Origin of the sequence: Simiduia agarivorans SA1 = DSM 21679, from assembly GCF_000305785.2 — a bacterium.
Taxonomy (GTDB): Bacteria; Pseudomonadota; Gammaproteobacteria; order Pseudomonadales; family Cellvibrionaceae; genus Simiduia; species Simiduia agarivorans.
In genome coordinates this window covers 3,716,778-3,738,375 of record NC_018868.3, presented here as the reverse complement: position 1 = coordinate 3,738,375, position 21,598 = coordinate 3,716,778, and the positions used below count along the sequence as shown (strand labels likewise).

The following is a 21,598-nucleotide window of genomic DNA, read 5'->3' as shown; positions in this document are numbered from 1 at the left end:
CGGCTTACCTCCCCATCCAGCCACCGTCCACCAGGACGATGCTGCCGTTCATGTAATTGGACGCGCGCGATGACAGAAATACCACCGGGCCTTTGAAGTCTTCCGGCTCGCCCCAACGCCCCTGGGGAATGCGGCCCAGAATGGCCTTGGCCCGCTCGGGATCATTGCGCAAGGCTTCCGTGTTGTCGGTGGAAATATAGCCCGGCGCTATCGCGTTCACATTCACACCACGGCCGGCCCACTCGTTACTGAATGCCATCACCAGCTGACCCAAAGCGCCTTTGCTGGCGGCGTAGCCGGGTACGGTAATGCCGCCCTGATAAGTGAGCAGTGAAGCGGTAAATACAATTTTCCCCTCGCCGCGGGCAACCATTTCTTTGCCGATTTCCCGGGTCAGAATGAACTGGGCGTTGAGGTTTACGTCAATCACCTTGTCCCACATACCATCCGGGTGTTCGGCGGCGGGCGCACGCAAAATGGTGCCGGCATTATTGATCAACACGTCAATTTTCGGGTGATCGGCTTTTACCTGCTCAATGAACTGATACAAGGCCGCGCGATCACCGAAGTCACACTGATAGGCCGAAAATTGACGGCCAGTGGCTTCAACCGCACGCGCCACGTCTGAGCCCTGTAATTCAAGGCTGGCAGACACACCAATAACATCGGCGCCCGCTTCAGCCAGCGCAACCGCCATGGCCTTGCCGATACCGCGCTTACAACCGGTAACCAGTGCGGTTTTACCGGCGAGAGAGAATTGATCCAACATAACGATTACAACCTGTAGCTTTGATTGTCAGGCAGCGGAATTACACTGCACCAGCGCTTTCATGCCGGTAGGATTGCCATCCATACCGGCGAACGCAGTGCCGATGTCATTCAGGCTGTTCACTGAACTGATAAATTTATTCACATCAATGTCGCCGGACGCCACCAGGGCGATGGCACGCTCGAAATCTTCGTGTTCGTAAACCCGCGCACCCAGCAGTTCCAGCTCTTTCCAGAAAAACTGGAACAGATCGATTTGGGGCTGCTGGGAGTGAATGGCCACCATGCAAATACGACCACGTACTGAGGCAACCTTGGTCATGGTTTCGATTGCGGCCTTAACGCCAGACACTTCAAACACCACGTCGGCGCCTTTGCCCTGGGTCCAGTCTTTGATTACAGCTTCAATATCGCTGGCCAATGGGTTCACGGTTTTAATGCCATTGGTTTCGGCAAATGCCCGGCGTGCATCGTTCACTTCGCTGATCATCACCTCGGCGCCTTCGGCGCGCGCGGCCAATGCCACCAGCTGCCCGATGGGGCCACCGCCAATCACCAGCGCCCGCTCACCTTTCTTCAGGCGGGCACGCGATACGTCGTGCACCGCCACTGCCAGTGGCTCAATCAACGCGCCTTGTTTCAGCGATACATTGGCAGGCAGTTTATGCAGCGTGCGGGCTTTGACAGTCCATGAATTCTGGAAGGCGCCCGGGGAGTCAATGCCCATGAATTTCAATTTGTGGCAAATATGGGAATGGCCTGCTTCACAGGCCGGGCACTCGCCACAATAGTCGAGCGGACGCACCACCACATTTTCGCCCACGGCAAAACCTTCCACACCGGCTCCGATTTCAACAATGGTGCCAGACATTTCATGGCCAATGATTTGCGGTGGTGCCACGCGTGCATCCATGACACCGTGATAGATGTGCATGTCGGTACCGCAGATACCCACATAGCCCACGGCCAGGCGAACCTCGCCAGGACCGGGCGCCACTGAACTGCCCTGAACCACGTTAAAGGATTTGCCGCCGATGTATTGTGCTGCCTGCATGACTTTGTCTCAGTAATTTATTTCAGATGGATTCGGTGTGGACCGAGAAGTTGTTCATCAAATTCAACGCCAGTGCCCGGTGTATCGGGTGCCACTGCCAGCCCATCGCGCAGTACTATGGGGCGAGTGGTGTACTGATCAATGGGGAAGGAGTGAACTTCCAGATAACCTGCGTGGGGCTGGGAGGCCATCAGCGACACATGCAACTCGTGCATGCCATGACTGCACACGGGCAGATTGGCGGCGTGCGCCTGATGCGCCACCTTCAACCAACCAGTAATACCGCCGATGTTGGATGCATCGGGCTGCAAAAATCCGAGCTTGGCCTGCGCGATGGCGTATTCAAATTCGTAGATGGTATGCAGGTTCTCACCCATGGCCAGCGGAATGCTGGTGGCATCGGCGATCTGGGCATAACCTTCGTAATCATCGGGAATTGTGGGCTCTTCAAACCAGGTGATGTCCTGATTTTCAATGGCACGGCTGAATCGAATGGCCTGCTCAACGGTGAGCGAATAGTTGGCGTCAACCATAAACACTGTGTCTTTGCCAATGGTGTCACGCACGGCCTGCACCCGCGCCACGTCTTCTTTGTAGTCGGGCTTGCCGACTTTGATTTTCACCGCATTAAAACCACGGGCCAGATAGCCGGCTACATTCGCCTGTAATTTTTCCACCGGAAAATTCAGGTCTATGCCTCCCGCATAACAGCGCGTGCTATTGCCGGCTCCGCCCGCCACCTTCCAAAGGGGTTGCTCGAGTTTTTTACAGCGCAGATCCCACAGGGCGATATCCACGGAAGAAATGGCAAAGCTCACCAGGCCACCACGCCCCACATAATGCAGGTGATATTGCATGTCTTCCCACAAGCTGAAGATGCGACCGGCATCAGCCCCCAGCAACAGCGGCTTGAGGTCGTGCTCGAGCAGCGACCAGATGGCCCGGCCGCCTTTGCCGCCGGTGTAGGTGTAGCCCACGCCTTCCAGCCCGTCTTTGCAGGTAATGCGGCATACAATCAATTCGAAATGGGTGTGGTCCCCATGTTTGGCATCGGACAGTACTTCGGCCAAAGGCACCTGGTAATACTCCATGGATACCGCTTTGATCGTAGTGCCGGGCAATGCTGCCGCGTCAAAATCCACCAGGTTCTCAAGCATAAATCTGTTCCTATTTTTAACCCATTGTAGATTGTTAACAATTAACGTCAAGCATTTTGTTGCCTGCTTGGTTTGTTAACAGAGCGCCCGGAGGCGCTCAGGGTTTAAGGTCGCCGAATCGGCGCGGATAGAGCTCGGCATTGAGTGCTTTTGCCGCCTCTACCAACTCGGTGTAAGGCTGATCTACGTAGCTCACAAAACCCACGTTATAGTTCTCGCCATCCCAGGCCCGGCCCGAGGCGGGAGAGTCGATGTACTGGAACCAATGAGCGCCAATAAACCAGGGGTTATCGATCATGCTGCGCATATAGTCCTGAAACATGCGGCCCCTGTCGGCCTGACTTTCGGCAGAGACCAGGCCGGCATGGAACACGCCGGTGTCGAGTGCACCAAAGTGGAATTCGCCGATGATGGACGGCATATCCACGGCAGGCAGGAAATCCCACCAATCGGCGGCAATGCCTTCGGTGTAAAAGTTGTAGCTGACCACATCAACATGCTTGGCCGCACCGCGCACCACTTCGGGGGTCATGCCCCAATCGGCAAAGCGGGAACCCAGAAACAGGTGATTGGGCATCTGCGCTTTGAGCTCGGCCTGAATTACTTTGAAAAACTGCGTGGACAGCGCCTCCAGCAAATCGCCCAGATCCTGCTGCATGCTGCCGGTGAATTTACCTTCATAGGTGAATCCCTCTGCAAAGCTTTCCCAATCGGCTACAGGCTGCTGCCAGGCCGCCGCCAGAGCTTCAGCACTTTCATATTGTGCTTTCAGCAGCGCCACAAACGCCGCCTTGGCCGGACTGTCTGCCGCATTGCGGCGCAAGGTGTAAATGGCCAGCCCGTAATGGCCGATCTCTGTGCCCATGCGGCCCCAGCTCAACTCGTTGTCGATAAACACACCCATGCACCAGGGGTCACCGTTCACCTCTGCCGCTACCTGAGTGATAGTTTTGCGAACGGAATCGGCAAAGCCCGGGTCAAACGGGTCATGCATCGGCCCCCAGAAATCATCGCCACTGGAAATGCGTTTGTGGTCTCCCAGAATCCAGCCGTTGGCCACATAAGCAATTTTTTTATTCTGGTACAGGCTTGGATCGGCCCAGTTACCCAGCGTGGTAAAGCCCCAGGCCAGCTGCCGGTCGAGAGTTAGCTGCCGCCAGCTGTCCATGTAATTGTCGCCGTACTTACGCTGCAAGTTGGCCAGATAGAAACTGTAGCTCTCACCCTGTTTTACCGGACCCGTGTGTACTTCGGGACGGTAGCCGTAATGTTTGGCCAGCGGATCGTCCATCGATGGCAACCAGGCGAACATGTTGCGGCGCAGCTCGCTCGCCACAAAACGGCCTTCACGCGCCGTGGTTTTTGCCGATGCGGCAATGGAGTGCACCGGCAGATTAGCCTCTTTTGCTTCGCTTTCATTGGCCGTGTGGTAGTCCATGCCGGTCATGGTGGCGGTGTTGGCCATGCGCATATTGTCCACGCCCGTGGCCCAGAACAAGTAGCCTTCCGGATCCACCAACGCCCATTTGCCGCCGACTTTTTCAGTACGGAAGTAACCGGTGGCTTCAAGCTTTGGTCCGTTTTTCCAGCCACCATACAGGCTGCGATCTTCGAACTTTGGCGCGGCGGCAATGGCAGCTGCCTCGGCATCGCGGCTGGCAATCAGCTCTTTGTCGGAATGGATTTTTCCGGGCCAGTCTTTGTTAACGAACTGACCATACTGATCGAAAATGCCCTCCAATCTTTGGGGCTCGAACTCGCCATTGCTGGTAATACGCAGGTTATCAATGGTCACCTGCCGGTCGCTCACAATACTTTTCATCAGCAGGTCTACTTTGCTGATCTTTGCGAGATTAATGTGCTTGTGACCCCACATCCAGGTCATGGGCGTGAGGCTGGAATTGTACAACTGCGGATCGCTGCGCATGCCGGTGTCCACCGCCAGCGCCGGGCCGTTAAGATCGAAAATAAAGCTTTCCTGCGTGCCCACAGCCACATTGAATGAACGCGCGGCATAGCCGCCATCGGCGTCGTAGATATAGACAAACAACTGGGCAGAGTGATCACCGGTATTGGTGACATCCAGTGCCAGACCGATATTGTCGCCGGCATTGCTCCAATCAAATGGCTGTGCCGGTATGATAGATAAGGTGGGTTGATAGGTTTCAGTATTGAAAACGGCTTGCAGTGCTTCCTGCGCTACTGCCAGATCCACACCGGAAGCCGACATGCTCTCTGGCAGCCCCGCAGCAAAGTCATACACCAACTGCACGGTTTCGGATTTGCCCTCGGGAGCAGGCTGGCTGCAGCCCGCAAGCCAGAGCGCTGGAATCAATGCTAACGCGCAAGTGCGCGCTAACGGGCGGTTAATCCGGTTAATCATGGGGGCCCCTTTTTATTACTGTTAATCATGTGCGGCAGCGGAATCACTCGCCGCTCAACACACCACTTAAGTTTGTTAACAATTTACAATGTATTGGTGCGAGTGTACAGCCCGAATTTCGCAACCAGGGACCCCGATTTCCGGGCTGCCCACTACCAGTTGGTATAGGATCCATCCGGCTTGTAGAGGCGGGGAGCTTCCCAGAACTTAAAGCTTTGCTCGGCCAACAGGTCTTCATTCACATCCACCCCCAGGCCCGGCGCCTGGCTCACGCGGTAAACGCCTTTGGTCTCGATGGGCCGGTTAATAAAGAAGCGGTCGTGATCGGACTTATCGGTGTCATAGGGCGCGACTTCACACCAGGACAAATTGGGTATGGCGGCGCACATCTGGATGGTGGCTGCGGTACATACAGGGCCCAGCGGATCATGTGGCATCACATCGATGTAATGGGTTTCGGCCATCGCCGCCACCTTCATGGCCTCGGTCAGACCGCCCACGTTGCACACATCGATGCGGGCAAACTGATTCAGGCCGGATTCGAGATAAGGGGCAAAATCCCATTTACTCGCAAACTCTTCGCCAATGGCGAAGGGCACATCCGTCATAGAACGCAAGGCCGCATAGGCCGACGGGGTCTGATCGCGGATGGGCTCTTCAATAAAGTCGAGCGTGCCCACCGGCATCTTCTGGCAAAAGCTCGCGGCTTCCGCCACGGTCAGACGGTGGTGATAATCAATGCCCAACACCTTGTCATGACCTAATTCCTGGCGCAATTCAGTGAGGCAGCCCGAGGCCAGAGCAATGGATTTACGCACATCAAAGGTCGTGGGTTTTACCGGGCTGCCATGCTCACCGGTGGTGGCACGAATCACCTGATAGCCGGCATCGGCCAGGCGCTTACAGTCTGCGAGAAATTCCTCACCGAAGGCCTTGGTGGAGGTCACGAACAATGGAATTTCTGTTCTCTGTTGGCCGCCCAACAACTGGTGTACCGGCACGCCCAGGGCTTTACCGGCAATATCCCACAGGGCGATATCGATGGCAGAAATAGCAGCGGTGAGCACCCGCCCGCCTTCAAAATACTGACTGCGATACATTTCCTGCCAGAGCGAACCAATATGGCGGGCATCTTTGCCGATCAGAAATTCGCGGAAATGTTTTACCGCACCGGCCACTGCGAGTTCACGGCTGGACAAGCCCGACTCACCCCAACCATAAACACCCTCATCGGTTTCCACCTTCACCAGGCACAGATTGCGATGCCCCACCCAGGCGGGGTAACACTTAATGTCAGAAATCTTCATGCGCTTTTCCTTGTAAAACGCTTATTTCAAATCGTCGGTAGGACACAAGCTGGCACTCAGCCCGTGATCGGCCACCAGGTCGGCACCCGTGAGCGCGGCGGCATTTTCCGACAACAAAAACGCCGCCAGATTGCCAATTTCTTCCACGCTGGCGTAACGGTTATCGGCATGCATTTTGTTGAATGAGGCTGCAAGCCCGGGATTATCTGCCGCCACCCTGGCCACGGCTTCGGTATGCGTGAGGCCCGGCGACAATGAATTCACCCTTATGCCTTTAGACCCAAGGCTCCAGGCCATGGCGCGCGACATGGCGACAATGGCCGCCTTGGTGCCGGCATACATTTCATAGCCGGCCACGCTGGCACCGGCATGATTAGACGCAATATTGACGATAGCACTGCCGGGCTGCATCACCCTGGCGACCGCCTGGCTCAACAAAAAGACCGAGCGTTGATTCACTTCAAACAAGCAATTCAGCTTTTCCAGCGAAAAAGACAGGAAGTCGCCTTCCAGCGTCACGCCCGCGTTGTTTACCAAGCCATCAATGCGGCCGTGCTTGCGGAATACGGAATCCACAGCGGCACTGATTGCCGACGGGTCAGACACATCCAGTCGCAGCGCCTCGGCGCTGCAACCCTTCTCAACCAGTTCGCTTACCCGCGTACCCGCGTCATTGATATCGGCCAGCACCACATGGGCACCCGCATGTGCGCAGGTTTTGGCAATTCCCCAACCAATTCCTGCCGCCGCACCGGTGACGATCACCACCTTACCCGCCAATATCCTCATGCCATACTTCTCACTAGTCAGACCCGCTTACACCCGCACCAGAGCGGCCTCAATTTCTTCAATGGATTTGTTCTTGGTTTCCGGCAGTATCTTCGCCAATACCGCCAAACCGATGCTGATAGACACAGCGTAGAACAGGAATATTTCCGCAGCCCCCATATTATTTAACTGCCAGGGGAAAAACTGCTGGATAAAGTAACTCACCACACTGGTCACCAGCGCAAAGCTGGGAATGGCGATGCCGCGCACGTGGATGGGGAAAATTTCGGAAAACAACACCCACATGATCGGGCCAATAGAAAAATTAAACGCCGCGATAAAACACATGATGCCGAGCAACACCAAAGTAGCGTTAATCTGGATAGCCTGTTGTAACAGCGCGCCCTCGTTGGCGCGCGCCACTGCCTCACCCAGGGCGCCATTCAGTGCTTGCTTGAACGCCACATCGCTATCGAAACTCACACCGGCCAGTGACTGCAGTGCGGCAATATCCACGCTGCCCGCCAGGTTGGCAATGGAAGCCTCGGTCAATTGATAACTGGCCTCTGAAAAACACCAGGCACACACAAACAAAGACAGGCCAGCCCAGGTCAATCCAAACAGCACCAACGGGCGACGGCCCAGGCGATCAATCAACAGGAGCGCCAACACGGTGAACATCACACTCACCACACCCACCACCACTGCCTGCAAAAATGCGGCGTCGGTGCCAATACCCACCTGCTCAAATACCGTAGGCGCATAAAACATAATGGCGTTGATACCGGTAATGGGTTGCACCACCGCAATGGCCAGCCCTATCCAGAAGGCGGTGCGCAGGCGCGGCTCAAACAATTCTTTCACTTGCGCAGCAAAACTTTTAGTGACGGTAGCAGACGCCACGCTGGCCTTGATTTCGGCCACCTGGGATTCCACCTGACCTTCGGGCATCAGCCGCCGCATGACCTCACGGGCTTCATCCAGGCGGTCTTGCAGCACCAGCCAGCGGGGACTTTCCGGGATAGTGAGCAACAACAGCAACCAGATCAGCGCCGGGATCACTTCCACCGCCAGCATCCAGCGCCAGGTGTAAGTGGCAAGGCCCAAAGATTCCACCCAGGGCGCAGCATGATTGGATGCCTGCAAAATCAGGTAATTGGCAAAGTAAGCGGCTGATAGACCCACCACGATGGTGATCTGATTCATGGACACCAGCTTGCCGCGCATGTTGGCTGGCGCAATTTCGCCGATATACATTGAGGCCAGCGACAGAGAGGTAAAGGCCAGGCCACCCAGAAAGCGAGCCGCCACCAGAGCCTCAAAGTTGGGCGCTATGACCGAGGTCACCGCCGACACTAGATATAAAGCAGCGATAATCAACAGTGCCGCCTTGCGGCCCAGGGCATCACAGATACGGCCGGTAACCAGCAACGCGAAAATAACGCCAAAGCCGGGCGCACTCACCACGGTGCCTACCTGCAGGTCTGACAATCCGAACTCGGCAGTAACAAACCGCACGGTACCGGATATCAGGGCCGCGTCCAGACCGAAGATAAAGCCTCCAAAGGCCACAATGGCAGCAAAACGGAAGGCGGTGAGCTGAAAACTGTTCATAGGGACATCTCTGTTGCACTCGCTGTTATTGTTATTGCCCCGGTCTGGCCGGCGTGGGGTGCCTGTATTCTGGCACCCGTCTGGAGCACAAAGGGGCATGACTCAGGTCATCATACCCTCAAATGCCTTTTTTGTTAACAATTTACTATTTACGATTTATATTCAGTCTGGTTTAATGATTGCAGATTGTTAAAAGGTGTTGAACCGGAGCCCAGCATGTCCAGCCCACAATTTACCCAGTATCTGGCGGAATGCCCCTTGATTGCCATCATCCGGGGCGTAAAACCCGACGAAGTGGAGGCTGTGGCCACCACCCTGCTGGATGCCGGCATCCGGATCATCGAAATTCCCCTGAATTCACCCGACCCGCTCAACAGCATAGAGCGCCTGGCACGCGCCGTGGAAGGCCGCGGCATCTGCGGCGCTGGCACGGTGACCCAGGTGGAGCAGGTGCAGCAGGTGAAAAACGTGGGCGGCGAGATCATTGTGTCGCCCAATACCAATCCCGACGTCATTAAGGCGACTCTCGCCGCTGGCATGGTATCCCTGCCCGGCTGCCTGACCCCGACCGATTGCTTCACTGCCATTGGCGCGGGTGCCACGCATCTGAAACTGTTTCCCATTGGCGACCTGGGCCCGGTGTATTTCAAATCACTGATGGCGGTGATGCCCAAGCACATAACCACGCTGGCCGTAGGCGGCATGCACGAAGGCAACCTGGCCGAATACTGGGACATAGGCGCACGCGGTTATGGCTTTGGCACCAACATTTACGCAGCCGGCGACACGCTGGAGCAGGTTCGCACCAAAGCCGACCTGCTCATGACCGCCGCTGCCAAACTCCCTCGCAACTGACGCAGTTCTCTCGTTAACGTCATTGCACCTTAGACAGCCGCCCTTGGGCGGCTTTTTTTGCTTACAGGATGTAGGTACACCCTGTAGGCCAGGGATGGCCGGGAAGGGTGTTGTTGCAGGTCACTGCGAAGCCATTCAAAGCGAAGGTCCGACGCATCGGTCGGCGCGCAGCAGTTCACTACTATCTGTAAATCCGGGAAGGGTGTTGTTGCAGATCACTGCCAGGTCATTCAAAGCAACGGCCCAATACTTCGATCCGCGTACCGCAAATCACTGCCAACTATTTCAAAGTAACATTTCTACGATTCAATGGCCCAACGCATCAGCCGGGACACAAAACCCCCAAACCTCCGCTCACTCCCCCCGCATCGCCAATAACTCCGCCACCGTTACAAACCGATACCCCTTCGCTTTTAACCCAACAATCATTGGCTCAATGGCCGCCATGGAGTTCGCGCGCGAATCAAACATCACGTGCATTAAAATGACCGAGCCGGGCTTAACCTGTTCTATGGCAAATTGGCTGAGCGCGCCCGGGCTGGCGTCCAGCGGCAATTCACTGTCGGGCTCCACATCCCAGGTTACGGTCTGAATCTGACGGCGCTTCAGATACAAGGGTAACATCAGAAATTTGCGTCCATAGGGTGGCCGAAAGGTTATCTCTCCTTCATAGCCCGCGTCGCGTATCAGCTGGTCTGTTCGTTCGATTTCATCTGCAATCCAATCGTAACTTTTAAACATCATTCTGGCGTGAGTGTACGAATGATTACCCAGTTCATGGCCGGCTTGCACGATCAGGCGTGCATACTCAGGGTGCCGTGTCATGGCTTCCCCCACCAGATAAAAGGTGGCTGACACATCGTGGGCATCCAGAATGGTCAGTATGTGTTCGGTTTTTCCGGGTGTGGGGCCATCGTCAAAGGTCAGCGCCACCACCTTTTCCTGAGTCTCCAACCGGTAAAACAACCCGCCCAACAATTGAATGTCGGCCTGTTTGCTCAGCCAGAACATACCGGGAACCATCAGTGCGAGAACAAAAACGGCTGAAACGGCATACTTCATGAATAGGCTTTCCCTGCTGCAAGCCTTCAATACTAACTGCGAGCCTGTAGCGATACAATTCCCGGAAATCGGCCATGTACATCCATATCAACAAAAAAAGGCCTCCAATCGGAGGCCATCAAGAGCAATAGACGTTTACATTGCTTTGGGAACGGAAAGGACAATCAATCGCTGAAGATGCGCTCGTATAGCCGCGCACCAATGAACCTGGCTTTATCACCCAAACTGCGCTGAATGCGCAGGTTTTCATTCCATTTCACCATGCGCTCACTGCGGGCAAAGGAACCGACTTTCAACTGGCCGGCATTGGTGGCAACGGCGAGATGGGAAATGAAGGCATCTTCCGTCTCACCCGAACGGGCGGAGACCACGGGCAGCCAACCTGCCTGCTGGGTCAGTCTGATGGCTTGCAGGGTTTCCGATACCGTGCCGATCTGATTGAGTTTAATCAGCACCGCGTTGGCAAGCTTTTTATCAATACCTTCAGCTATGCGATTGATATTGGTGGTAAACAGGTCATCGCCAATGATTTGCACCCTGTGCCCAAGCCGCTCGGTAAATCTTGCCCAGCTGGCAAAGTCGGTATCGGCAAACGGATCTTCGATGGAAATAATCGGGTAGCGGGTACACCAGGTTTCCATCAGCTCGCAGAACTCAGTCGGCGTGAACGTTTTGCCTTCTTTTTTAAACCGGTAATGCTCACCATCAAACAGGTCGCTGGCGGCGATATCCAGCGAAATCGCAACATCTTTGCCCGGCCGGTAGCCGGCGCGTTTGATGGCCTCCAGAAAAAACTCAAACGGCTCTTCATTGGAATTGAATACCGGCCACCAGCCACCTTCATCGGCAAGACCGGCGGCGCGGTTTTGCTCGCGCATGATGTCCCCGGCGGCGTGGTAGACATTGAAGGTCATTTCCAGCGTTTCTTCGTAGGATTTGGCACCCACCGCGATCATCAGAAAATCCTGAATATCAATGGCCCAGCCGGCATGGGCACCGCCGCCAAAAATCTGGATTTCATTGAGCGGAATCAGGTTGCCCTGCCCCTGTCCTAAATACTCGTACAACTCTACGCCCTGATGTCTGGCTGCAGCGCGGGCACAGGCCATGGAAACGCCGAGGGTGGCATTGGCACCCAGGCGGGATTTATTCGTGGTACCGTCGAGTTCAACCAGGCGGGCATCAATCGCCTCCTGCCGGGTCACATCCATACCAATCAAGGCTTTGGCGATTTCATGATTCACATGGCTCAGCGCCTTGAATACCGATTTACCGCGCAGCCGCTTGGGATCACCATCGCGCAGTTCCAACGCTTCAAATTGGCCGGTACTGGCGCCAGAAGGCACCAGGCCCGATGCTTTCACGCCATTGGCGAGAGTCACTTCCACCTCCAGGGTGGGAAAGCCCCGCGAATCAAATATCTGAAACGCACTGACATTAGCTATTTTCACAACAAGACTCTTCTTCTAACGTTTTGGTCCAGGTCGCAATCAACCCCGACAATGATTTGGGTGGTGCGGGTAACAACTCAGCAACAAAGGTTCTGATCAACGCCTGCTGGGGTTTGCCGAGATATTCCACCGGCGATTTTCCATCTACCCGTGCCAACATCAGCAATGGCAATAAACCCGTCAACCGGTGTTCAAAATCGGCATCCACCACCGGCCCGGCCGCACGCTGATAACACGCCCAAACCGCTGATGCCAGCGCCAGGATCGCAAGCGCGTCTTCAGGTTTGCGCAGCGCTTTGAGGAAAAAATGATTAAGCAGGAACGCCAGATCGAAGACCGGATCACCAAAACACGCCACCTCACAATCCAGCACCACGAAGCGACTATCCGACACCAGGAGATTTTTCGGGCTGAAGTCGCCGTGTATCAGGCAACAACGGCTGGCGGCGATGCGCTCCACCGCCACTTCAAAATATTTCTGCAACGACGGGTGTCGCTTGCCCGTGGTAATCAGGTAAGGCTCTAAGCGCAGGGCATGAAAATTCGCGTGATTGGCGAACTGCCCGGCCAGCGAGGCATCTTTAAACGAACGCGCATGAATGGTCCCCAGTATTCTGCCGGCCTGCTGCGCAACGCCCATCTGATAGTGGCCAGCCAACAGCGCCTGCTTCCAGTTCTGCAATCCGCCTTCCACCATCTCCATGCAAAAAAAGCCATTGGCGTCGTCACTGTGCAACACCCTAGGCACGGCATCCGGCAGAAAATCCGCCACATAGCGCAGGTATTGCTGCTCGGTGCGATTGCGGCCTACGTCCGCATACCAGTCATCTTTTACGTTCAGCTTTTCCAGCGCGCGCTTGAGCACCAGCCGGTGCTCGCCGTCGTCTAACAGAAAAATTTCACAGGAAACGCCACCGGTCAGTGGCGTTGCATCAACCGGCCCGGCGTTCAACATACCCGGTTTATCCCGCTGAATGATTTTTATCAGCGCATGAATATCCAAGGTGTTACACCAGCGGCTCGGCAATGGATAGATTGCGGGTGTAATCCAATAGAGTTTCAGGGCTGTTAACACCACCACCATGGCCACTGGCATTACAGGCACCATAGGGCAAACCATAGGCAAACACATTGTGAGCATTAATCCAGCTGTTGCCGCTCACCATCAAGCGCGCAATTCTGTCTGCACGCGCCGGATCTCTGGTCCACACACTGTTGGCCAGGCCATAATCGAGGCTGTTCACCTGTCGCAATGCATCTTCATCATCGGAATAGGTGGTGATATAGGCCACTGGCCCGAAAATTTCTTCCTTGAAACAGATATTGTCTTCAGCGCCTTTCAACAACGAGGGTTCAATGTAGTAGCCATTTTGCAGCGCTGCATCGTCTGGTGCTTTACCACCCACTAACAACTCAGCACCCTCGGCCTGACCGCGTGCGATATAGTCCAGTATGGTGCTCAGTTGGCGTTGGCTCACCACCGGCCCCATCTGGTTGCCTTCCACCATGCCAGCGCCAATCGCCACTTTTTTGAGCTCGGCTTTTACTTTTTCAATGAAACTGTCTGCCACCGATTCGTGCACTATCCAGCGGGTTGCCGTGCAACACACCTGCCCGGTGTTCAACGTGATAGCACCGGCGAGACCCGCGGCGGTGGCATCGAGATCGGCATCATCACAGATCACCGCGGCTCCCTTGCCTCCCAGTTCCAGCTTAACCGGCTTCAACTGAGCACCACAGGCCTGGCCAATCAGTCGGCCCACGCGGGATGAACCAGTGAAAGACATCATTTTGATTTTCGGGTGCTGGGTCATGAACTCGCCCACCTCAGGACCATCGCCCGGCAGGAAACTTGCCACGCCTGCAGGAAAGCCGGCCTCATCCATTAATTTCGCCAGATACAAAGTAGACAAAGGCGTCACCTCTGACGGCTTAACCACCACGGTATTGCCCGCAGCCAATGCCGGCGCAATTCCCCACATGCACAGGGTGAGCGGAAAATTCCAGGGGAAAATAAAACCCACTACACCGTGGGGTACGCGTACACTGCGGGCGTTCATGCCATCAATATTGAGCTGCTGCTCAAACGCCTGGGATTCACACAGATCGGCAAAATAACGAATGCACTCGATGCCAAAGGGCACATCAAAGCCCCGTGCGTTTTCCACCGGCTTCCCTACGTCCAACGCCTCCAGCTGAGACAACTCCTCCGCATCGCGCTCACACAGGTCAGCCAGTTTTCGCAATAAGGTGGCGCGCTCTGCGGCCGGGCGGGCAGCCCACGCGGGAGCGGCACTGGCGGCAGAGAGAATGGCCTGCTCGGCATCTTCACGGGAGGCCTTGGCCATGGTCGCCAGCAACTGCTTTTCGGCGGGGTCTTCCACTTCCATGATGCTGCCATCCCGGGCATTGACCCAGTTACCTCCGCTGTAGAACGGAATGGGGGCCTGAGCGAGAAAGGTCTGGGTTTTCTGTGTTTGCGAGACCATGGCGAGTCCTCCTTGTGGTTATTATGCGAGCAGCACCTTTTGTCAACAATCTACAATGAGAACCGAAGAGTGTAAAGCCTGTTTTTTAATCAACCTGCAAAAAACCCCGGCACTTTCCTGTTTTGATGCGCCAGAATTGACTCCTTAGTCACATAACACGCACCTATTGTTAACAATTAACTATTCACAACAAATGGGATCACCTATAGACTGGGCAATATTCGAACAATAAAACCGCACTGTGAGATGTTTTCATGAATAGAATTCCCGGTCTGACCCTGTCTGCCATTGCCCTGTCTGCGTTTCTGGCCGCGTGTGGCGGTGGTGGCGGCAGTGCTCCGACTCCAACGCCGACTCCAACACCAACACCAACACCAACGCCAACGCCAACGCCAACGCCAACACCGACTCCAACACCGACTCCGACTCCGGCTCCGACGCCAACCCCCACGCCGACGCCGACTCCAACACCGACAGCGTCCGTTAAAGTGGACGTTAATTTGGACCTGCGACACACAGTGGGAGGCGTAGACAGTTTTGACCGGCGCAAATTCATTACGCTGCACGCGTCGAATCTGGAAAACGACTGGACGCTGGGCACCAATGAAGATCCGGATCTGATGGAAAGTTTTCTGGTGGGGCTGGATGTGTATTTCGGCAGGGATACAGGCAACCTTACCTATTCCGCTACCCAGCTGCCGCAGGACCCGAACCGGGCAGGCTTTATTGACGAAGCGGCCGCTGAAAACAACGGCGGTAGCGCCCGTTGGAACTACACCATGGGTACAGAAGCCAAGTGGACACTCGGACGCGCCTATGCTGACCGGGCCACCGACATGGTGGTGGGGGCACAGCAACATCCGTTCTGGCCCGATGGTACTGAAGTGGGCCAACAAGGCTGGAGCTTTTCGCAGACCGATACGGCAGACGAACCCTTCGGCACCGCCGTGGGCCACTACATGGCCAACTTTTTGTATTGGTATTTCAACCGCGGTGAAAACGATGTGGAAAGTCCAGGCAATCCTTGGGGTTCAGCAAAACCGCTTTATCTGGAGGTGATGAACGAGCCTTTGTTTGAGTTGGTTGACTACCCAAGTGGCACGCCAACGACACCAGAAAAGGTATTCGAATTTCACAATAACGTGGCCAATGAAGTCCGCGCCTTCCGCGACCAATGGGGCCTTGCCTCGCACGACAATGTGAAAATTGGCGGCTATACCGTGGCCTTTCCCGATTTTGAGAGAAATGATTTCAACCATTGGGAAACCCGAGACAAGTTGTTCATCGATATCGCAGGTACCAACATGGATTTCATTTCCATGCACCTGTACGACTTCCCGGTGTTCAACGGCAAATACCAATTGCGCCGCGGCAGTAATGTGGAAGCCACCTTCGACATGATCGAGCAATATATGCACATGACCCTGGGCGAGGTGAAGCCCTTTGTCATCTCTGAATTCGGTGCGTCAACACACGCGCTGTTTAACGACCCCTGGACGCCCTACCGGGACGGGCTGAAACTCAAAGCGCTAAACGGGTTGATGATGAGCCTGATTGAACGTCCCGATCAGATCGCCAAAGCCATTCCGTTCATTCCGGTAAAAGCCGAATGGGGACGAACGTCTGTGCCCTACAACGACCGCCTGATGCGGCAGAAGAATGAAGCCGTGGGTGGCGCCGGTGAAGAGTGGGTGTATACCGATCTGGTGAAATTTTACGAACTCTGGTCTGACGTGAAAGGCACCCGCGTGGATACCTGGGCCGATGATCCGGATTTTCAGGTAGACGCCTACGTGGATGGTGAAACCCTTCACCTGATTATCAACAGCCTGGAAATGGCAGACACCACCATTGATCTTGCGCTATTAGGTGCGAACGGCAATACCGTAACGCAGGTCAACACCAAACACCTCTACTACGACGCCGATGGCAATCCGGTATTGGACACCAACACTACCGCCCAGCTGCCCACCGCGCTTGAGGTCAAGGACCAGGCCACGATCATCGTCAGCGTACGTTTCGAGCAGGCACTCAGCCAAACCCGCGCGAGCGAAGAGGCCAAGTACTATGCCAGCAGCTACAAACAGGCGATCAGCTCCAACAGCACCATCAGCCAGTCCATTGATGGCGTTACTCTGGGTACTGCGGGCGAAGCGGTGCTGCGATTGGGCATAGGCCGGGCGCACGGAAAATCGCTGTTGCCCATCGTGACCATGAATGGCGAAACGCTGACCGTGCCCACCGATTTCAGGGGCTACGACCAGTATCACAATGGCCAAGGTCGCGACAGCTTTTACGGTGTAATTGAAATTCCGGTGCCCTATTCTGCACTGCGCGAAAACAATGCCGTTGAAGTGTCTTTCCCCGATGACGGCGGCTGGCTGGCCTCAACCGCCTTGCAGGTGTTCAGCATGCCAAGCAGCCCGAACCGCGGTCAAAGGTAGCTGCTGTTCCTGCGCTTACACGGCCGGCTATGCCGGCCTTTTCACTTCCTCCGGTTCAGTCCAGTGCCAAAAAATTTCCGAGCCAGACAAACATTCAACCTTCTGAATTCAGCCCCGATGGATTACGAACTGGCCTTAGTTTTTATCCTTTCCTGATTGTAATCAAAGCGCTTTGGCTCACCAGAAAGACCCATGAAAATCCTTTGCATCACTTGGTACCTTTAAAGGTTTCGCAATCAACAAAACAACTCTAGCAGGCTGCTGCATATTTCCGGGACAAACACTCGGGAACAACCACTCAATTACTATAGATCTTCACCAGCATTCGGAGGACTGTATTTTTTACTCCGTACACCACGTCCGTTTGTAAATGCACACCGACGCCCGCCATGCCTTCAGCCAATCAGACTGACTATAAATAGTGGTTCCTGGACAACAACGCTATCAGTGAATAGGCTGCATTCATAGAATGATAGTTTTCCGGCGATTCATAAGCTGAAAACTCCCGTTCACTCATGATGTGACCTGCGCAGTAGCCCAGCCTGCAATCGGATTCGCTCTTAACCCATCTTCATTGTCCCACAAGCAAAAAAAACCGCGGCTGTTACCAGCCGCGGCGCAAGAGTTAAAGCGAACAACAATCGAATCAGAAACGTGCAGAGATACCCAGTCGATAGCTGCGGCCGGTTTTGTACTCCGATACCGTACGGGAGTCGGTAGCGCCGTCAGACAATGGGCTACCTTCATCCAGTATTTCACCACCAAGATTGAGGAATCGGCTGGTAAAGTAGGTACGAACCGGTGCGTCTGTCAGGTTCACTGCGTTAAAGCTCAGAGCGATGGTATCGGTCAACTGATAGGTTGCCGACAAATCCAATGTAGCCCGGGCTTCCTGCCAAAGTGCACCCGCACCCCAGGAACGTTGCGCCAACTGGTCGGTTTGCCCCTGATAGGCCAGGCGAACCTGATGTCCATTGCGCTCCCAGAATACCGTGGCGTTATAGCTGTGCTCTGGCGTATAGGCCACGGGCAATGCAGGTACTACCACGCTCGGATCAATACTGGACACTTCCTGATCATACTCACTCGACTGATAGGTGTAGTTCAACTGTGTACCCAAACCGGACAGGAATCCTGGCAACATGTCGAAGGTCTGAACATACTGAAGTTCAAGTCCTTTAATACTTGCGCCCTTACCATTTTTAATAGTGGTGGTCTGGAACATCGCACACATCTGCTCAGGATCACCGGAGAAGAACCAGTCGCCAATGCCCCAGCTATCATGCATGCGCTTGGGGAAACAGCCGGCCAGGTCTGATCCAACAGGTTTAACCAGATCCGCAGGGTTGTACGCTGGTGCATTCGGATCAAGGCCCAGATCACGTAGATCGTCAGAGTAGGTAAGGATCGTTTGCGACTCTTCAAAATTGGTCATGTCCTTATAGAAAACGCCGCCCGCCAGTAACGATCCCTCCGAAAAGTACCACTCCAGTGACAGATCCAGGTTGTTCGATGTTAGTGGATCCAACTTGGTATTGGTCATGGTAATCGTGTTATTGCGTGTCCACACATCTTCTTCAAACTTGAATCCCGGACGCAGGCTATCAATTTGTGGGCGCGCCATGGTTTTACTAACCGCAAAGCGACCGATTAAATCATCCGTCAGCAGGTAGTTCAGGTTCAGGCTGGGCAACAACATGCCATAATCATGTTTGTCTTCAACGGCGAATGAGCGTCTGGAACGATCTTCCCAGTAGAGGTTGCCATTCTCATCCAATACCCGCTTACCATCTTCAGTTTGAAAATAAACGTAGCGGGCATCGGTAGATATATCGGAGTGACGCCAGTTCCACCAGCCGGAGAAACCTGATCCATCTCCCCAGCCAAAGTCCTGTTCGGTGGTCCAGTCGTAACAAGGGCCATCTACCGCAGGTAGTGCGGTGTCGTCGGAATAATCTGCCGTGCCCTTGGTGTCAAAGCCATTACCGTCAATACGCTCCCAGCGCACACCTTGGTTCCAGGGCGAGTAGCCCGGATCGGTGGAATCGGTGTAGAGGTACGAACCCCACGCAGGGCAGGCGGGATTACTTTGGTCACGTAAGGCCTGAATTTTAAAAGGATCCATGATGATGCCGGTATTATTTACGTCACCGTAAAAATTGGCACCTGAGTAACCCGCTGACTCAACAGTTGTACGGACATAGCGAACGCCCACATCACCAGTCAGCTTGTCATCAAGGAATGCAAAGTTACCCTTTATATAGACTGCAAAATTATCGAGCTTGGTGTTACGTGTTTCTGTATCGTCCCGTACAATTGCCAGTTCACCGTCGCCCTGCGCTACTGCAAATGCCTGCTGAGGGTCGATGGTAGTCCAAGCGCTATGAGCACCGTCTGCGTAGCCCAGCGTTTTCATAAAATCATCAACGGGAAACTTCCCTTCATTGACGAATGAGGCGTCAATATCCAGCAACCCATTAGGCAGTGCAACCGGGTTTCCATTTGGGTCCAATACAACAACGCCATCAGCCACACTGTTAAACGTGTAGAGCTGGTTATCAACTGCTTTTTCACGCTGAGAGTATTTAAATCCAGCCTCAATTTTAGTCAACCCTGCCACTTCCACATCCCAATCCAGGTCGACGTATGCGGACTTCTGAGTATCCTCCACACGCACGTCATTCTTGGATTGATAGCCTAAATGAAAAGCATCATAGTCCTGTGGATTAAATAATGTGGTTGAACGATTGTCGGTAATGTGCTCAGCATCGGGAGGAACAATAGTTCCAAAGTCTACCAAGCCGGTGCCACTGACAATTACACAGCGGCCGGAAGAACAATCGTAGCCCACGGGTTCAATATCGTCTGGAGAGGTCAATGCTACCTGCTTGGCGGAAATTCGACCGTAGTTCTGCAGATTGGTCCAATAGGATTCACCGGGTTTCTGCTCTGCCTTCGAATAGTTAATACCGCCTGAAACCACAATGGAATCGCCTATGTCCTGCTTAATTTCCAAAGAGACAATGTCATTGATGTTTTCAAATTCATTCAATGACGCATTGAACTGGCCGGAGGCGTTACGGCTAAGATTCTTGGTAAAGGTATTGGTATTGGAATCTATGACATACCAATCTTCTTGGGGGTCGGTCCAACTGGGGTCTGACGGCGCAGATTCATTTACGCCCTCCACGATACCGCCCACCATGTTGCCCACCTGACCAATACCCACCTTGATCTGATCCAGCGTATTGCTGATATCCTGAACATTGTGGCTTGCGTTCAACATCACTTCAGTAGTATCCGTTGCCATCCACTGCACCCCCAGATTTACACCCTGGCGGCGATATTCATTCTGATTCAGTGAATATTCGGTAAAATTGGGTGCCACACCCCAGACATCGTTCACCACATTGCCATTCTGATCTCGTGCCACATCCACGTGATAAGCACGGAAGTCTGAGCGGCTGTACTCATCTTTTCGAACGCTATTGGTTTCGTCAAAGACGGTTAATGCAACACCCAGCGTATCGTCCAGAAACTTCTGAGAGCCAGAAAAAGAGAGCTTATAATCACGATTATCAGACAGATCATTCTGACGCCCCTGAATGGTAATGTTCAGCGCCTCATCTGAGTCCAATGGCCGAACAGTAACCAGATTTACGTTTGCACCCAACGCTCCTTCCTCATGATCGGCAGAGGGCGTTTTGACCACTTCAATTTTTGACAGGATATCGGATGAGTAAGCCGAAAGGTCTACCGCCTGGCTGAAGTCGGTGGCGCCCAATGGAACGCCGTTCAGGCTGATATTGTTCTGCTGCGCATTGGCACCGCGTACGGTAATGGTGGTCCCTTCGCCATCACGTGTTTGCGCGGAAACGCCCGTCACCCGGGACAGGGCTTCGGCAATATTCTGGTCGGTAGACTTACCTATATCTTCGGCGTTGATGGTGTCTTTGATGTTGGTGGCAAAACGCTTGTCATCAACAGATTTTTCAATGCTGCGGCGGATACCATAAACCTGAATTTCTTCCAGCTGCTCAGCTTCTTCAATGCTGGCATCATCCTGGGCATAAACGCTCATGCTGGTGGCAGCAATCACTGCCGCAGACAAGGCAGACAACCGGAACCGGGTGTTTAATCGAGACATGTACTTACTCTCCAGTTATTACTTTTTATTATCGGTGCGCCTAAGTCGATGTGTGATGACCGCACGCCCAAGCCACTTACCAGCTGCCACAAAAGACTA

14 protein-coding genes are annotated in these 21,598 nt (G+C 54.2%); 2 read left to right on the top strand and 12 right to left on the bottom strand.

The window, feature by feature from the left end; all coding sequences use genetic code 11:
• Positions 1–4 precede the first annotated feature (4 nt).
• The 7 genes from M5M_RS16665 to M5M_RS16635 all read right to left on the bottom strand — a co-directional run bounded on the left by M5M_RS16665 (position 5) and on the right by M5M_RS16635 (position 9,051).
• Positions 5–769 carry an SDR family NAD(P)-dependent oxidoreductase gene (locus M5M_RS16665; RefSeq protein WP_015048677.1) on the bottom strand — a complete coding sequence of 255 codons (765 nt, stop codon included), beginning with the start codon at positions 767–769 and terminating at the stop codon, positions 5–7.
• 27 nt (positions 770–796) lie between these two features.
• The gene (locus M5M_RS16660) at positions 797–1,822 is read right to left on the bottom strand and encodes a zinc-dependent alcohol dehydrogenase (RefSeq protein WP_015048676.1); all 1,026 of its coding nucleotides are present in this window, start codon (positions 1,820–1,822) and stop codon (positions 797–799) included.
• Positions 1,823–1,839: 17 nt separating this feature from the next.
• Positions 1,840–2,979 carry a mandelate racemase/muconate lactonizing enzyme family protein gene (locus M5M_RS16655; RefSeq protein WP_015048675.1) on the bottom strand — a complete coding sequence of 380 codons (1,140 nt, stop codon included), beginning with the start codon at positions 2,977–2,979 and terminating at the stop codon, positions 1,840–1,842.
• Positions 2,980–3,076: 97 nt separating this feature from the next.
• Positions 3,077–5,362, bottom strand: coding sequence for a hypothetical protein (locus M5M_RS16650; RefSeq protein WP_015048674.1), 2,286 nt, complete (start codon positions 5,360–5,362; stop codon positions 3,077–3,079).
• A 152-nt stretch (positions 5,363–5,514) separates the two neighbouring features.
• Entirely contained in the window at positions 5,515–6,669 is a 1,155-nt protein-coding gene (locus M5M_RS16645; protein ID WP_015048673.1) for a mandelate racemase/muconate lactonizing enzyme family protein, read from the bottom strand.
• A gap of 21 nt (positions 6,670–6,690) precedes the next feature.
• Entirely contained in the window at positions 6,691–7,458 is a 768-nt protein-coding gene (locus M5M_RS16640; RefSeq protein ID WP_015048672.1) for an SDR family NAD(P)-dependent oxidoreductase, read from the bottom strand.
• A 27-nt stretch (positions 7,459–7,485) separates the two neighbouring features.
• The gene (locus tag M5M_RS16635; RefSeq protein WP_015048671.1) at positions 7,486–9,051 is read right to left on the bottom strand and encodes a sugar porter family MFS transporter; all 1,566 of its coding nucleotides are present in this window, start codon (positions 9,049–9,051) and stop codon (positions 7,486–7,488) included.
• A gap of 216 nt (positions 9,052–9,267) precedes the next feature.
• Between M5M_RS16635 and M5M_RS16630 the strand changes: the two genes are divergently transcribed.
• A complete protein-coding gene (locus tag M5M_RS16630) occupies positions 9,268–9,906 on the top strand; it encodes a 2-dehydro-3-deoxy-6-phosphogalactonate aldolase (RefSeq protein WP_015048670.1) in 639 nt (212 codons plus the stop codon).
• A 354-nt stretch (positions 9,907–10,260) separates the two neighbouring features.
• Here the strand turns inward: M5M_RS16630 and M5M_RS16625 are convergent, their stop codons facing one another.
• The 4 genes from M5M_RS16625 to M5M_RS16610 form a co-directional block, all read right to left on the bottom strand.
• Entirely contained in the window at positions 10,261–10,968 is a 708-nt protein-coding gene (locus M5M_RS16625) for a polysaccharide deacetylase family protein (protein ID WP_015048669.1), read from the bottom strand.
• A 164-nt stretch (positions 10,969–11,132) separates the two neighbouring features.
• On the bottom strand, positions 11,133–12,419 hold the full coding sequence (eno, locus tag M5M_RS16620; RefSeq protein WP_015048668.1) for a phosphopyruvate hydratase: 1,287 nt from the start codon (positions 12,417–12,419) through the stop codon (positions 11,133–11,135).
• Positions 12,406–13,515 (bottom strand): phosphotransferase family protein, encoded by a 1,110-nt coding sequence (locus M5M_RS16615; protein ID WP_244431043.1) that lies wholly within the window; start codon positions 13,513–13,515, stop codon positions 12,406–12,408. The genes eno and M5M_RS16615 overlap by 14 nt, the downstream gene beginning before the upstream one ends.
• Positions 13,427–14,908 (bottom strand): aldehyde dehydrogenase family protein, encoded by a 1,482-nt coding sequence (locus tag M5M_RS16610; protein WP_015048666.1) that lies wholly within the window; start codon positions 14,906–14,908, stop codon positions 13,427–13,429. The genes M5M_RS16615 and M5M_RS16610 overlap by 89 nt, the downstream gene beginning before the upstream one ends.
• Before the next feature lie 254 nt (positions 14,909–15,162).
• Here M5M_RS16610 and M5M_RS21005 point away from each other — a divergent pair, with 254 nt between their 5' ends.
• The gene (locus M5M_RS21005) at positions 15,163–17,352 is read left to right on the top strand and encodes a hypothetical protein (protein ID WP_016389822.1); all 2,190 of its coding nucleotides are present in this window, start codon (positions 15,163–15,165) and stop codon (positions 17,350–17,352) included.
• Positions 17,353–17,998: 646 nt separating this feature from the next.
• Here M5M_RS21005 and M5M_RS16600 read toward each other — a convergent pair.
• Positions 17,999–21,463, bottom strand: coding sequence for a TonB-dependent receptor (locus M5M_RS16600; RefSeq protein ID WP_244431042.1), 3,465 nt, complete (start codon positions 21,461–21,463; stop codon positions 17,999–18,001).
• Positions 21,464–21,598: the final 135 nt, after the last annotated feature.